This is a genomic window from Pseudoalteromonas sp. GW168-MNA-CIBAN-0100 (assembly GCF_040309225.1).
GTDB classification, from domain to species: domain Bacteria; phylum Pseudomonadota; class Gammaproteobacteria; order Enterobacterales; family Alteromonadaceae; genus Pseudoalteromonas; species Pseudoalteromonas arctica.
Genome location: NZ_JBEOOL010000004.1, coordinates 131,429 through 145,775, shown reverse-complemented (window position 1 = coordinate 145,775; position 14,347 = coordinate 131,429). Strand labels below are relative to the sequence as shown.

The 14,347-nt window shown below is 39.7% G+C and carries 14 protein-coding genes; 8 read left to right on the top strand and 6 right to left on the bottom strand.

What is annotated here, in order from left to right:
• Nucleotides 1–4: 4 nt before the first annotated feature.
• Both AAEY62_RS03625 and rnm read right to left on the bottom strand, forming a co-directional pair.
• Nucleotides 5–625 (bottom strand): L-threonylcarbamoyladenylate synthase, encoded by a 621-nt coding sequence (locus AAEY62_RS03625; protein ID WP_024590418.1) that lies wholly within the window; start codon nucleotides 623–625, stop codon nucleotides 5–7.
• The gene (gene rnm, locus AAEY62_RS03620; RefSeq protein ID WP_350602724.1) at nucleotides 622–1,476 is read right to left on the bottom strand and encodes an RNase RNM; all 855 of its coding nucleotides are present in this window, start codon (nucleotides 1,474–1,476) and stop codon (nucleotides 622–624) included. Before rnm ends, AAEY62_RS03625 begins: the two co-directional genes overlap by 4 nt.
• A gap of 463 nt (nucleotides 1,477–1,939) precedes the next feature.
• Between rnm and AAEY62_RS03615 the strand changes: the two genes are divergently transcribed.
• The 6 genes from AAEY62_RS03615 to trpA are packed head-to-tail and all read left to right on the top strand — an operon-like array spanning nucleotide 1,940 to nucleotide 8,528.
• Nucleotides 1,940–3,508, top strand: coding sequence for an anthranilate synthase component 1 (locus tag AAEY62_RS03615; protein WP_101163605.1), 1,569 nt, complete (start codon nucleotides 1,940–1,942; stop codon nucleotides 3,506–3,508).
• 1 nt (nucleotide 3,509) lies between these two features.
• Nucleotides 3,510–4,112: an aminodeoxychorismate/anthranilate synthase component II gene (locus tag AAEY62_RS03610; RefSeq protein WP_350602721.1), complete on the top strand. Its 603-nt coding sequence runs from the start codon at nucleotides 3,510–3,512 to the stop codon at nucleotides 4,110–4,112.
• Nucleotides 4,113–4,123: 11 nt separating this feature from the next.
• Nucleotides 4,124–5,161, top strand: coding sequence for an anthranilate phosphoribosyltransferase (gene trpD / locus AAEY62_RS03605; RefSeq protein WP_350602720.1), 1,038 nt, complete (start codon nucleotides 4,124–4,126; stop codon nucleotides 5,159–5,161).
• Entirely contained in the window at nucleotides 5,154–6,518 is a 1,365-nt protein-coding gene (gene trpCF / locus AAEY62_RS03600) for a bifunctional indole-3-glycerol-phosphate synthase TrpC/phosphoribosylanthranilate isomerase TrpF (RefSeq protein ID WP_350602717.1), read from the top strand. The genes trpD and trpCF overlap by 8 nt, the downstream gene beginning before the upstream one ends.
• Nucleotides 6,519–6,525: 7 nt before the next feature.
• A complete protein-coding gene (gene trpB, locus AAEY62_RS03595) occupies nucleotides 6,526–7,710 on the top strand; it encodes a tryptophan synthase subunit beta (RefSeq protein WP_024590412.1) in 1,185 nt (394 codons plus the stop codon).
• Entirely contained in the window at nucleotides 7,707–8,528 is an 822-nt protein-coding gene (gene trpA, locus AAEY62_RS03590; protein WP_024590411.1) for a tryptophan synthase subunit alpha, read from the top strand. Before trpB ends, trpA begins: the two co-directional genes overlap by 4 nt.
• A 106-nt stretch (nucleotides 8,529–8,634) precedes the next feature.
• Here the strand turns inward: trpA and AAEY62_RS03585 are convergent, their stop codons facing one another.
• Both AAEY62_RS03585 and AAEY62_RS03580 read right to left on the bottom strand, forming a co-directional pair.
• Nucleotides 8,635–9,213, bottom strand: a complete 579-nt coding sequence (locus AAEY62_RS03585) for a type 1 glutamine amidotransferase domain-containing protein (RefSeq protein ID WP_007582489.1) — start codon at nucleotides 9,211–9,213, stop codon at nucleotides 8,635–8,637.
• Between the two features lie 299 nt (nucleotides 9,214–9,512).
• The gene (locus tag AAEY62_RS03580; protein WP_007375441.1) at nucleotides 9,513–9,782 is read right to left on the bottom strand and encodes an HU family DNA-binding protein; all 270 of its coding nucleotides are present in this window, start codon (nucleotides 9,780–9,782) and stop codon (nucleotides 9,513–9,515) included.
• Nucleotides 9,783–9,973: 191 nt separating this feature from the next.
• Between AAEY62_RS03580 and AAEY62_RS03575 the strand changes: the two genes are divergently transcribed.
• Together AAEY62_RS03575 and AAEY62_RS03570 are read left to right on the top strand one after the other, a co-directional pair.
• Nucleotides 9,974–10,549, top strand: a complete 576-nt coding sequence (locus AAEY62_RS03575; RefSeq protein ID WP_165742907.1) for an inner membrane-spanning protein YciB — start codon at nucleotides 9,974–9,976, stop codon at nucleotides 10,547–10,549.
• A 66-nt stretch (nucleotides 10,550–10,615) separates the two neighbouring features.
• Nucleotides 10,616–11,257: a CPBP family intramembrane glutamic endopeptidase gene (locus AAEY62_RS03570; RefSeq protein WP_350602716.1), complete on the top strand. Its 642-nt coding sequence runs from the start codon at nucleotides 10,616–10,618 to the stop codon at nucleotides 11,255–11,257.
• Between the two features lie 78 nt (nucleotides 11,258–11,335).
• On the opposite strand, the gene AAEY62_RS03565 is transcribed toward AAEY62_RS03570, so the two are convergent.
• Both AAEY62_RS03565 and AAEY62_RS03560 read right to left on the bottom strand, forming a co-directional pair.
• Nucleotides 11,336–13,216, bottom strand: coding sequence for a hypothetical protein (locus AAEY62_RS03565; protein ID WP_350602714.1), 1,881 nt, complete (start codon nucleotides 13,214–13,216; stop codon nucleotides 11,336–11,338).
• A 9-nt stretch (nucleotides 13,217–13,225) separates the two neighbouring features.
• Entirely contained in the window at nucleotides 13,226–14,317 is a 1,092-nt protein-coding gene (locus AAEY62_RS03560; RefSeq protein WP_024590407.1) for a hypothetical protein, read from the bottom strand.
• Between the last annotated feature and the right edge of the window lie 30 nt (nucleotides 14,318–14,347).

The window sequence follows — 14,347 nt, the reverse complement described above, 5'->3', positions numbered from 1 at the left end:
GCTATTACTCAAACGGGCTTGTATCACCACAGCCAACACGCAAAATCTTGACTTCATCTTCCGACAAATCGATTACCGTGGTTGCTTGCTCGGCTAAGTGGCCACCGTGAATAATTAAATCAACGTGTTTATCTAATCGCTCTAATATTTCATCAGGATCTGATTCTGTAAACTGCTCACCTGGTAAAATTAAAGAACACGACATTAACGGCTCACCAAGCTCGGCAAGTAACGCACAGGCTATTGGGTGCTCAATTACACGCATGCCAATGGTTTTTTTCTTGTCGTTTAATAAACGTTTAGGGACTTCTTTTGTGCCTTTAAAAATAAAGGTATATGGCCCTGGCGTATTATTTTTTATTAACCTAAATAGCTGATTATCTACACGTGCGTAAGTAGATAGCTCCGATAAATCACGACAAACTAGCGTAAAATTATCGTTTTTTTCAATACCACGAATACGCTCTATGCGCTCTTTGGCTTGCTTATTACCAATGTTACAACCGATGGCGTAACCCGAATCTGTTGGGTAAACAACAACGCCGCCTTGTTTAATAATATCAACGGCTTGACTAATTAGTCTCGGTTGCGGGTTATCAGGATGAATATGAAATAATTGACTCATGTTAATGCCCCTTCTTCTCCTTCCCAAGCTTGCCAAACACCTTGGCAGTCTTTTGGTAGGTATAAATTTTTGCCAAGCTCTAAATAGCTTGTCGGAAAATGAAAATCAGACCCTTGCGAGCAAAGTAGTTCGTACTCACGGCTGAGTTCACCTAAAAATTGACGTTCGCTTGGCGCCTGTTGAGGTTGTGCAACTTCCATTGCGTCCCCTCCTACACTTTTAAATTCTACTAATAATTTGCGTAGCCACTTGTTTGACATTTGATAGCTACTTGGATGCGCAAGTACAGCAACACCACCAGCGGCATGTATGGCCTCAATAGCGGCTTGCATGGTGCACCAGCAACTTGGTACGTAGCCTGTTTTGCCACGCCCTAAGTACTTTTTAAAAACACCCGGGAAATTTTTAGCAACACCGCGCTCAATAAGGGTGCGTGCAAAATGTGCACGCGTTATTTGCGCGTCTTTTGCCAGCTCTTTAGCTTGCTCGTAAATGCCATCAAAGCCATTTTTTGCAAGGCGAACACCAATCTCTAGTGCACGCTCTTCTCGCTTTTGCTGCTGAGCTGATAATAAAGAGGTAAGGTCAATATTATTAATATCAATATTTAAACCTACAATATGAATTTCGAAGCTTTCCCATTTGGTAGACACTTCGGTACCCGTTATTAATGAAAGCGGTAAGTTTTCGGTTTTAATAAATTGCTGCGCAGGCTTAATAGCCGCCACAGTGTCATGATCGGTAATAGCAAACACATCAATATTTTTATCAACAGCGCGATGCAATAATTCTTCAACCGTTAAACGCCCGTCTGAATGTGTGGTATGGCTATGTAAATCATATTTTATCAAAAGAAAACTGCTTAAAATTAAGGGTTACTGGTGTTTATGTAAGTATAACAACTTTTTTGACTAAATTGTTTTAAATAAACACTTGACACAAAAGCATAAGATACGTTTTACTGTAGCCACTTTCAGACACATTAAGAATTAACAATAATGATCAATTCAAACTTAAACACTATTTGGTGGTGGCACTCGTAATTATCGGGTGGTGAATTGTCGTGTCTAACAAAAATTCAAAACCCGCAACTATGCGGGTTTTTTTATAACTAAATTTTACGAAACGTATACGTTAAAAATATTTAATAAATTTTGAGGCAGAAAAACATGAATAACGGTCTTACTCTTACACATCGTTGGTGGTGGCGCCTGATATAGCGGGACGGTAATGATCTGTTTGTAATTTAGATATCGTTATTCAAACCCCGCATTGCTAAAGCATTGCGGGGTTTAATTTTTTGAGGAATGAGGTTTGATTTTTAGTCATATAACTACCACACCAGGCGAAGTAACAAGCATTACGCAAGTACGCGACTATATTAGTAGTCCACTTGCATTATACGCGGCACTTGATAAGCCTAACTCACTACTGCTTGAATCGGCTGAGATTGATTCTAAAGACAGTGTAAAAAGTTTAATTTTAGTCGACTGTGCATTGCGCATTGTATGCCAAGGTAAAACAGTCACTATTACTGCTCAATCTAATAATGGGCAACAGCTTCTAAGCTACTTGCAGGCAAATGTTAAAAGCTGTGATGCCACTTTAGACGGCGCAACGCTTACCCTGTGTTATTTAGACACTAGCGGCGATACTGACGAAGCGAGTAAACTAGTTGCAGATAATGCATTTAGCGCTCTGAGAACTTGTATTAACAGTATTAAAAGTACAACTAACAATCCATTTTCGTTATTTTTAGGCGGTGTATTTGCCTACGATATGGTAGCAAACTTTGAGCAGTTAAGTGATGTACCTGATGGCGAAAACACCTGCCCAGATTACGTATTTTATTTAGCCGAAACCTTAGTTGTTATTGATCATCAAAAACAAACAACCGAACTCATTGGTAATGTATTTAACGGCCCAGACGTACACGCTAACTGCTTTGAAGTAGGTAAAGAGCTAGAGCGATTAAATACACTGTGCGATAACGCCTCAGAATTTAGTGCGGATATGCAAAGTGGACAATGTGAGGTAAGCGTTGATATAGACGATGACACTTACTGCGAGCAAGTGGTTAAGCTTAAAAAGAATATTGTAGATGGTGATATTTTTCAGGTAGTGCCGTCGCGTACATTTTCACTACCTTGTCCTGATCCTCTGCACGCTTATAGCCAGCTTAAAAAGCAAAATCCAAGTCCGTATATGTTTTATATGCGCGATGAAGACTTTGCTTTATTTGGCGCATCGCCTGAATCAGCACTTAAATACACAGTGCAATCTCAGCAAGTTGAAGTATACCCAATTGCTGGCACTCGCCCACGTGGCAAATTTGCTAATGGGCAAATAAATCCAGACCTAGACAGCCGCATTGAGCTTGAACTTAGAAACGATCAAAAAGAGCGCGCCGAGCATTTAATGCTTGTCGATTTAGCCCGTAACGACGTAGCCCGCATTAGTGTTGCAGGTACTCGTTTTGCCAAAGAGCTATTAAAAGTAGACCGCTATTCACAAGTAATGCATTTAGTGTCACGCGTTGTTGGCACACTAAAACCCGAGCTTGATGCACTGCATGCTTACCAAGCGTGTATGAACATGGGCACGCTTGTTGGTGCACCAAAGGTTCGTGCTGCTGAGCTTGTTCGTCAAACTGAAGGTAAGCGCCGTGGCAGCTATGGCGGCGCAGTAGGTTACTTAACCGGTGATGGCGCAATGGATAGCTGTATTGTTATTCGCTCAGCTTTTGTTAAAAATAACAAAGCGTATGTGCAAGCAGGTGCCGGTGTGGTGTTTGACTCAGATCCTATTTCAGAAGCAAACGAAACTCGCGCTAAAGCACAAGCGGTTATCACCGCCATAAAATCTACGTATAAGGCGGTATAAAATGAGTAAAGCGAATCCTATTAAAATCTATTTTTTAGATAACTTTGACTCATTTACATATAACCTTGTTGATGAGCTTACGATGCTTGGCTGCGAACTGGTTGTTTACAGAAACAACATTAGCGCTGAGGTTATTTTTAACAAAATGCGCCAAGAGCAAGGCCAAGTGCTATTAGTACTTTCGCCAGGTCCTGGCACACCAAGCGATGCAGGCTGTTTAATGGAGCTTATTGAGCTCTCTAAAGGTCACTTCCCAATGCTAGGCATTTGTTTAGGCCAACAAGCGTTAACCCAAAGCTATGGCGGAGTAATCGGTCACGCGGGTGAAACCGTACATGGTAAGTCTTCAATTATTAATTTAGGCGAGCATCCTGTATTTGATGGTATGGGCAATACAATGCCTGTAGCACGTTACCATTCATTAATGGCAACAAAAGTGCCTGATAATATTGAGGTTATTGCCCAGTACGAAGATATCCCTATGGCTATTTATCATCATAGTGACAACGCATTGGGTTACCAGTTTCATCCAGAATCAATACTAACGCCAAACGGCGCAATGCTACTCCAGCAAAGTGTCGCTTACTTAACACGCGCTAAATAAAAGAGGACATTATGAGTACACAACCAGAACAACCCATAAATGTTCAACACGCTATTGAGCAACTAATTACGGGGCAATCATTAAGCTACGCAGACGCCAAAGCGCTGTTTGATGAAATAATGCAAGGTAATATGAGTGAAATTGAGCTAACAGCCCTACTTATAAGCCTTAAAATTAAAGGCGAAGTAAGCGACGAGATTGCAGGCGCTGCAGCCTCAATGCGTGAAAACGCCGTTGCTTTTACTACCAGCAGTACGCAACTTGCCGATAGCTGTGGCACTGGTGGCGATGGTTCAAACACAATTAATATAAGTACAACGGCTGCAATTGTTGCCGCTGCTGCCGGTATTAACATGGTAAAACATGGTAATCGCAGTGTATCGAGTAATTCAGGCTCAGCCGATTTACTCAAAGCCCTGGACATTAATATAGATATGAGCCCAGAGCAAGCAGCAAAATGTCTTGAGCAAACCAATTTTACCTTTTTGTTTGCACCGCACTATCACAGTGGCGTACGCCATGCGATGGGCGTACGAACATCGCTTAAAACACGCACTATTTTTAATATTTTAGGTCCGCTTGCTAACCCTGCAGCACCTGAAGTGCAATTGTTAGGTGTGTATAACGAAGCGTTGTGTATGCCAATGGCACAAACACTTAAAACCCTTGGCACAAAGCGCGCTATGATTGTTCACGGCTCGGGCACTGACGAAATAGCCCTACACGGCCCAACAACGGTAGTTGAGCTAAATAATGGCGAGCTTACACAGTACACACTAAACCCAAGCGACTTTGACCTTGCAAACTATTCACTTGAACAACTCGCTGGTGAAGGCCCACAATACAACGCAAATGCTAGCCTCGCCATCTTGCAAGGCAAAGGCACAGATGCACATAATGCTGCTATTGTGGTTAACGTAGCTGCTCTTTTATACCTAACAGGTAAAGCAGAAACGTTAAAAGAAGGGGCAAAACAAGTACAAACATTATTAAGTTCAGGGCAAGCCATGAACACACTAAGTGCAATTATTGAGGTAAGTAATGGCTAATGTATTAGACAAAATTGTTGCTGATAAAAAATTAGAACTAATTGAGAGAAAAGCTGCGCGCCCGCTTGAAAGCTTTAGGCATCTTGCAGTGCCTACAAGCCGTAGCTTTTATAAAGCACTTGCAGCACCTGGCACACAGTTTATTTTAGAGTGTAAAAAAGCATCGCCTTCAAAAGGGTTAATTAGAGAGCCTTTTGATTTAACTGAAATTACTTCAGTTTATAAAAAATATGCTACATGCATGAGTGTGTTAACTGATGCTAAATATTTTCAAGGCAGCTTTGACTACCTCGAATTTGTGCGCAGCCAAGTAGAACAACCGCTTATCTGTAAAGACTTTTTTATAGACGAGTACCAAGTGTATATGGCACGTATTTATGGTGGTGACGCTATATTACTGATGCTTTCGGTACTCGATGACGAAAGCTATAAAGCACTGCATGCTGTTGCCGATTCACTTAATATGTCGGTTTTAACCGAAGTAAGTAATGAAGAAGAAGTACACCGCGCACTTGCGCTTGATGCACAAATTATTGGTATTAATAACCGCGATTTACGCGATTTAAGCACCGATTTAGCCACTACTGAAAAACTACGAAAGCTTATTCCGGCTGATAAAGTGGTTATTTCGGAATCGGGTATTTACACCCATCAAGACGTAAAACGTTTAGCTCAATTATGCGATGGCTTTTTAATTGGCAGCTCACTTATGGGCGAGCGTGATTTAGAGCAAGCATGTCGCCGTGTTATTTTAGGCGACAATAAAGTATGTGGTTTAACACGTAGCCAAGATGCACAAGCGGCATATCAAAACGGTGCTGTTTATGGTGGTTTAATTTTTCATCCTAAATCGCCTCGCTATGTCGATTTAGATTGTGCAAGAGAGCTGAGCCAAAGCGCACCACTTAACTTTGTTGGTGTATTTGTAGATGCTCCCATTGAGCAAGTTGCTCAATACGCAAGTGTGCTAAAATTAGCGGTAGTTCAATTACATGGCCAAGAAAGTGACGATTACATTGCTGCGCTGCGTACACAACTTCCAACTAATTGCGAAATTTGGAAAGCCCAAGCAATAAAAGATGCATTGCCAACGCCTGTAAATGGGGTTGATCGACACCTTTACGATACGCACAGTGATACACAAGCTGGCGGTACTGGTAAAGCATTTGATTGGTCGGTGCTTAGCGGCGCAACTACACCATTTATGCTCGCTGGAGGCTTAAATCCAGACAATATTAAAGATGCGCTTTTTAAAGGTGCCTTAGGCCTTGACTTAAACTCAGGCGTTGAAGAATCTGCGGGTAAAAAGTGCCCTAACAAATTACATAATGCTTTTACAAGCATCAGAAATTATTGAGGTTAAAATGCAAAATCCAGCTTATTTTGGCGAGTTTGGCGGTATGTTTGTACCTGAGTTACTTGTCCCTGCGCTTAAGCAGTTAGAAAACGAATTTAACAAAGCACAAAAAGATCCTGAGTTTCAGGCAGAGCTAAGTAAATTATTAAACGAGTATGCGGGTCGTCCTACCCCACTTACTTTAACGCGCAATTTAGTTAAAAACCCAAAAGTAAAACTGTATCTAAAGCGTGAAGACTTACTACACGGCGGCGCACATAAAACGAACCAAGTACTTGGTCAGGCGTTACTTACTAAGCGTATGGGTAAAAAACAAGTTATTGCTGAAACAGGTGCCGGTCAACACGGCGTTGCAACAGCGCTAGCGTGTGCCTTACTGGGTTTAAAATGTCGTATTTATATGGGTGCAAAAGACGTTGATCGTCAGCAACCTAACGTATTTAGAATGAAGTTAATGGGCGCAGAGGTTATTCCAGTAACAGCGGGTTCTGGCACATTAAAAGATGCAGTAAATGAAGCGCTGCGTGACTGGTCAGCAAACTACCAAGACGCACATTACCTACTAGGTACAGCTGCGGGTCCTCACCCATTCCCAACAATTGTACGCGAGTATCAAAAAATTATTGGTGAAGAAGCCAAACAACAAGTACTTAAAGCAGAAGGTCGTTTACCTGACGCTGTTATTGCCTGTGTTGGTGGTGGTTCAAACGCGATTGGTATGTTTACCGACTTTATTGACGAGCCAGGCGTTAAATTAATTGGTGTTGAGCCTGCTGGTAAAGGGCTTGATACAAATGAGCACGGTGCAACAATTTGTAAAGGCACAAAAGGTATATTACACGGTACTTATACGTACATTATGCAAAATGATGATGGCCAAATTGAAGAGTCTTACTCTGTATCAGCGGGTCTTGATTACCCAGCTGTTGGTCCTCAGCATGCATTTTTACACGAAACTGGTCGCGCTCAATACGTTGGTATTACCGATACAGAAGCGCTTGATGCGTTTCAATCGCTTGCTAAAAATGAAGGGATTATTCCGGCACTTGAATCAAGCCATGCGTTAGCTTATGCGCTTAAGTACGCAGAGGAGCTAACCGAGGAGAGTGTTATAGTGATTAATTTAAGTGGTCGTGGCGATAAAGATTTAGCACACGTTCACAATGTACTAACTGAAAGAGGTCAGCTATGAGCCAAGTAAAAACGGATCGTTACGGCAAAATGTTTGCAGCGCTTAACGAGCAAAAACAAGGTGCATTTGTACCATTTGTAACGATTGGCGACCCAGGTAAAGAGCAAAGTATTGCGATTATTAAAAGTCTAATTGACGGCGGCGCTGATGCGCTTGAGCTTGGTATTCCGTTTTCAGATCCAATTGCAGATGGTCCAGTAATTCAAAAAGCTAATATTCGCGCGCTCGATGTGCACATTAACACACAAGATTGCTTTGATATTATTAAAGAAATACGTGAGTATAATGCTGATATTCCAATTGGCTTATTATTGTATTCAAACCTTGTGTTTAAACGCGGTATAGAAGCATTTTATAAAGATGCAAAAGCGGTAGGCGTAGACTCAATTTTAGTGGCTGATGTGCCTCTGCATGAATCTAAAATGTTTAGAAAGTCAGCAATGGATAACGGCGTAGACCCAATTTTTATTGCAACACCAAATGCGGATGACGACACACTTCGCCAGTGCGCCTCTTACGGTCGTGGTTACACATATTTACTATCGCGCGCAGGTGTTACCGGTACCGATACTAAGGCACAAATGCCAGCGGGTAACATTGTTACTAAATTAAAAGAATACCATGCAGCGCCTGCTCTTTTAGGGTTTGGCATTTCAACGCCAGATGATGTAAAAGCGGCTCTTAATGCAGGAGCAGCCGGTGCTATTTCAGGTTCTGCCGTGGTTAAAATTATTGAAGCTAACCTTAATGATTTACCAACAATGACCGCTCAGCTAAAAGCATTTGTAGCTGATATGAAAGCAGCGACATCGCTTTAAGCTAACTAAGGCGTGTTTTATACGCATTAAAAAAGGGCATTTAAAATGCCCTTTTTTGTTTTTTAAAAATCAAACGCTATAGCAATATCCAAACGTTTTAAAAAAATTAGTGAGCTTGGTGTTTACCCTCTAAAATCTCTTCAATAAATTTAGCATTAAATGCTTCTAAATCGGCTGGGCTACGGCTTGTTACTAGGCCTTTATCTACACATACTTCTTGGTCAACCCAATTGGCACCTGCGTTAATTAAATCGCTTTTAATACTTGGAAAAGAGGTAATGGTACGGTCGCGCAATTTATTAATTTCAGCTAACAACCACGGAGCATGGCAAATTGCAGCAACGGGTTTGTTTTTTTCTGCGCCAAAAAAGCCATCAATAAAGGCTTTAGCATCTTTATCTTGGCGTAAACTGTCTGGGTTAAATAAACCACCAGGGAGCATAAGCGCGTCGTAATCGGCGGGGTCTGCGTTTGTAACTAGTTTATCTACTGTTACTTTATCGCCCCACTTATCTTCATCCCAGCCCGTAATTTGGCCTTCTTTAATTGATACTATTTCGATGTTTGCACCGGCATCAAGTAATGCGCTGCGTGGAGATAAAAGCTCACTTTGCTCAAACCCATCAGTGGCTAAAATTGCAATTTTTTTGCCTTGTAAACGTGTGCTTGTTTGTAATGTACTCATTGAGATCTCCTTTTTCTTGAAAAATATATTCGAAACACACAGTTAAACAGCATAATGCATGCCGATAACAAACCATTGAAAATTAAAGAATAAATTAGAGTAGAGTTTGTGATGCTATGTAAATTATTTAGAGATTATGAATAATGTACATAAGTGCGAATTTATTTCCAGCTCATATAATTTAAAGCCACCAAACGCGAGGTGTAAAACCTCACCTACAATATATACCCGTAGGTGCGAATTTACTTCGCGCTCATGTAACTTATCTATCAATACGGGGTTTAAAACCTTAAATAGAATTAAAGTAGATCTTTTAACGCCTTAGCCGGTTTAAAAACCGCTTTATTTGCGCCTTCTATTTCAATTGCAGCCCCTGTTTGCGGGTTACGCCCAGTACGCGCTGGGTAGTAACTTAGTGCAAACGTACCAAAGCCATTTATTTGAACCTGATCGCCCTCAGAAAGCGATTTAGTAATTACTTTTTGCAAGCTTGAAAGTGCCGCTTGAGAATCTTTTTTTGTTAATTCACTTTTGTGTGCAATGGCAGCAACGAGTTCTGCTTTATTCATTTTAGGCTCCTAAATACACGCCAAATCAGTGTTGGTTAAGCGTGGGAATATGATGATATGAAAAATACCAAACCAAATTGGTAATAAAGCCACGCAGGCTAAGGGTTACAGGGCAACAAGTCAACCTTGTAGTTGCTAAGCTTTATGTGGTAAAAAGCCTTTGACTCTTTTTTGTATAATTTAGGTAGTATATGCACGCATTAATTGAATACATCCCACTCATACTGTTTTTTGCAGTTTTTAAGCTAGTCGATATTTACTGGGCTACCGGTTTATTAATGGCCACTACGCTTATTCAAGTTGCTTATAGCTACTTTAAACATGGAACTGTGCCTACTCGTCAGTGGATATTTTTTGGCATTGCTGCTGTGTTTGGTACGTTAACGCTGGTACTTCATGATGAGCAATACATAAAATGGAAAGCAACACTCATATACGCAGGTTTAAGCTTAACGTTACTTGTTAGCCGTTATGTACTTAAAAAAAATCTCGTTAAAAAAGCGCTTAGTTCAATTCTCGAAAACGCTAACGATACAAAACAAGCCATTGTAGTCCCAGAACCATTATGGGATAAGCTTAACCTAATGTGGGTTGTAATTACTGCTGGCATCGCAGCACTAAACATTTATATTGCATATAATTTTTCGCTCGACTTTTGGGTTAACTTTAAAGTATTTGGTTTAATGGGTATTACCTTTGTAAGTATTTTTGCCACTATTATTGCCTTGTACAAATACCTCCCTAGTGAAGAAGAACCAGCAAAGTAAGCCCCCTCGTCATAAAAGTGTCGTCTTAGCTTGTTAGCTTATTAAAAAAAGCAAGTTGAGACGATCTTGAACGCTAATCAATACCGCTGGTTTGAATTTACCCTCATTTTTGTATTTCTGCCTTTATTGGGCTTTGGATTACGTGAGCATTTAGCTAACTGGCTTATTCCTGCGCTTATTATACTTATGAGTGTGTGTTGTATGTTGCTACTGGGCGATCCCCATTTTAAACGGTTTAGACTCACAAGCCTTGGGCAATTTTCTGCTGTTAAAAAACGTGTGTTTAGCTTCTTTTTTTTAGGTGCGCTGTTCTCGGGTATGTTTTACGGGATTATTCATCAGGGCAACTGGTTTACCCTTCCCCGCAACTCGTTTAATGATTGGCTTTTACTGTTGTTGCTCTACCCAATACTGTCGGTTATTCCTCAAGAGTTAATATTCAGAACGTATTTTTTTCATCGTTATAAACGCATCATGCCAAAAAAAGCAGTGCGTATTATAGTTAGTGCGAGTGTATTTGCATTGGCTCATATTGTGTATGCAAATTGGATTGCAGTAGCCTTAGCATTTTTAGGTGGCTTACTGTTTGCTTATACCTATGCACAAAGCCGCTCAACCGTCGTGTGTGTTATTGAGCATAGTTTATGGGGGATATGGATGTTTACACTCGGGATCGGCAGCTACCTTGATTCAGGCGCATTTAACTAATATAACAAGCATTAAAAAATCCGATACTAGAAAACTAATATCGGATTTTGAATATTTCTAAAACCACTTAACTAATGGTTAAAATAACGATTCAAACTCACCATTTGGAAATAAAACACCAGGAATACCACGTACTGCAGTAACATCAGCTAGTTTAGTATCACCAAAATATAAACCGCCACTGTAATTACGGCCCTTTTGCTTTACATCTAACCAACGTCCATTTTCGCCTTTCGCTATTAGATTAATGTTGCCACTAACATCACGAATACGTAAATCTAACGCACGGTTTTTTATGCTAACAAATATATCTGTAGAGGTAAGTTCTGATAAGTTTTCAACATCGCCCACGTAAGCAAACTTAAAATCGCTTGCACCACTCAACGGAAAATCTAATTCAAAAGTAAATGCTAAATCGTCATTATCTTCACCAATAAAAGGCGAAGCCTCTACTGCAGTGATATGAAATGCAGTGTCTTGAATGTCACTTACGTAATCACCATTAAAATCAAAAGTAGATAACGTCGTAGACTCCTCACCTAATGAATTAACAAAGCGATTTAAGTTTAGTGATAAGTCACCTTCAAGTTTACCAGCGGCTTTATTGATAATTACATTGGTAGTTACCTGTGTAATACCTGTGTCGGCTTCTGGATTTAATTCACTTTGAGCATCTATACCATCAAACTGAATTAGCAACTCACTTACATCTACACTTAATACCGTAGCACCATTTGTGACCGTTGCACTCATTACACCTTCAATTTTATTACCTAATACACCACTTACTCTAAATGTTGGAATTGATAAATCAATTGTTATAGGTAAATCATCATATGTGCCAGTTATAGCCCAAGTATAAGGTGATTGGCTGTAATCAATATCTAAGTCACGAAGTTTATATTGTCCTGATGGTGTAGAGCCATCAGCTAGTGGTGAATAATTTGTAATAACTTCGTTTAAAGCATTAGTAAGTGCATCAAGGGTTCTTTGTGTGTCTTCATCAAACGCACTTTCAAGCTCAGCAAATTTTACGTCTAATTCATCTGAATAGCTTTTTTCTTGAAGTCTTGCAGCACCTATAATATTTCGTGTATCAACAAGTAACTCTCTTGAATCTAAGCTTTGAACTTCTGTTGAGCGAGCCTGCCAATTTGTAAATGTAGTTACACTTGCAATCGTTTGCTTAACTTGACCAGCTACATTTTGCAGTAAAGCATTACCTTGGTCGCTAAATAAGTTATCTGTAACATACTGCGCTGCTAAATCGCTATAATCTTGCCATGCCTGTTGGTCAGTCTCTAAGTTAGTAAATGCATTAAAAGCACTTTCAACACTAAACGAACTATCAGCAACACCAGCTAAAATTGCCGCGTAAGTAAATGCATTAGTAACCATTTCTGCTTCAACACTTGCATTTAAATTGCTGTGCGTTAAATGATAAAAAGGCGTGGCTGATAAACTAGCTTGCGTAGCACTAAAGCCTTCATCTGTAATTGCTTTACTCAATGGCGATAAATAAACCGTATTTACACCTGGTGCACTAAATGCATCTGCTTTGTAATTAAGAGTAACGGCTGTCAATTCTTGGTAGTCTATTAAACGGTTTGCGTTTAAGTCATTTACATCACCACGGACTGTTCTGCCACAACCTGTAAAGCGCGGACAAGGTAGAGCAGTATCACTCGGTATAAACTCAAAACTATTAAAAGTAAGTGGAGTTACACTTACACTCGCAGTATTGATGTTTTCGACTTCAATTGATTCTTGCACCACCCCATCGCCATCTAAAACATTAAGCGTACCCTGCGGTGATTGCCAATTAGATACATAAAAACTCACAGAAGAAGATGTAGCAATCTCACTCACTGCAACAGATTCTGAACTGTCACTCTCTGATGAAGAACCACAACCTACCAATGCAATAGCTACCCCTAAGGGTATAATTTGTTTTAACATCTTCATTCCTTAAAACTTAATGTTCACGTACCAATTCACATTCGCATAATAGGCTTTATCTAAATCTAGGCTATCAGTTTGTAAATTAAGACCAAAATACTCGTTTTCTATACCAACTAAAAATGCTTCACTTTTTGTCTCGTAGCCTGCCTGTACTTTCCAATGATCCCAAAAGTGTATACGGCCTTTTAATTGGCTGAACGTGTCTTTGTCGTAACGTTTTAAAGTTAACTGAGTCGAAAATCGGTCGTTTATTCTGTAATCGGCAAATGCTTGTAGTCGCATTTCCATTTCGAAATCATGAGATACCGTATTTCCAAATGCAGATGTTTTTAATGAAACTGTTGGCTGAGTAATAATATCGCCGTTGTCATCTTCGCTAAATGGAATTTCAGTAGTTTGACCCTTTACAGAGCCGCTGTCTTCGTACTCTGTTTTATAGAGCAAATCTTTTACGCTAAAACCAACTTGAAGCTCATCATTTACTTGCCAATCAGCAAAAATATCTAGGCTATATCCAAGTCCTTCAGGTTTTTGTGACGGTGAAAACTTTTTAAATAATATGTCTTTTGAAAAGTTGTAATCAACAGTTACAGCGCCTTCAACTTCATCACTATAAATTTCACCATTTACAGTGGCATCTTGATAGTGTGAGCTGGCAAAAACAGAAAGTTTAGGTGTTATTGTTAATGCATTTTTATCTAAAAATTTAAAATCATAAGATACAAATACACCGTTAGACGTTGCTTGTTTAGCATCAAGGTAATATGTATAAAATCTATCTTCAAACTCTAAATCATTTTTTTCGGTATGAGTATATTTAGCTGTATCAGGATCAAAGTTAAGAACATAGTCGTAACGACTTTGTAAACCTACCTTAAAATTACCGTAGCCAACACCTACTTCAAATATATTATAGGTAAATGCACTGTCACCCGATTTTAATGGAGCATCAAAATCATCTACAAAAGCTTGTACTGGTTGTGCTTCTGTATAAATTTCTGCGTCAAAGTGGGTAAAAATTTGAAATTGGTTATCTGCGGAAGCAAGAGGAGAAATAAAAGCTGTTGAAAATCCTAACAAGAGAATTTTTTTTTTCATAATTTAATCGCTTTCTATAAAAAAAGGGAA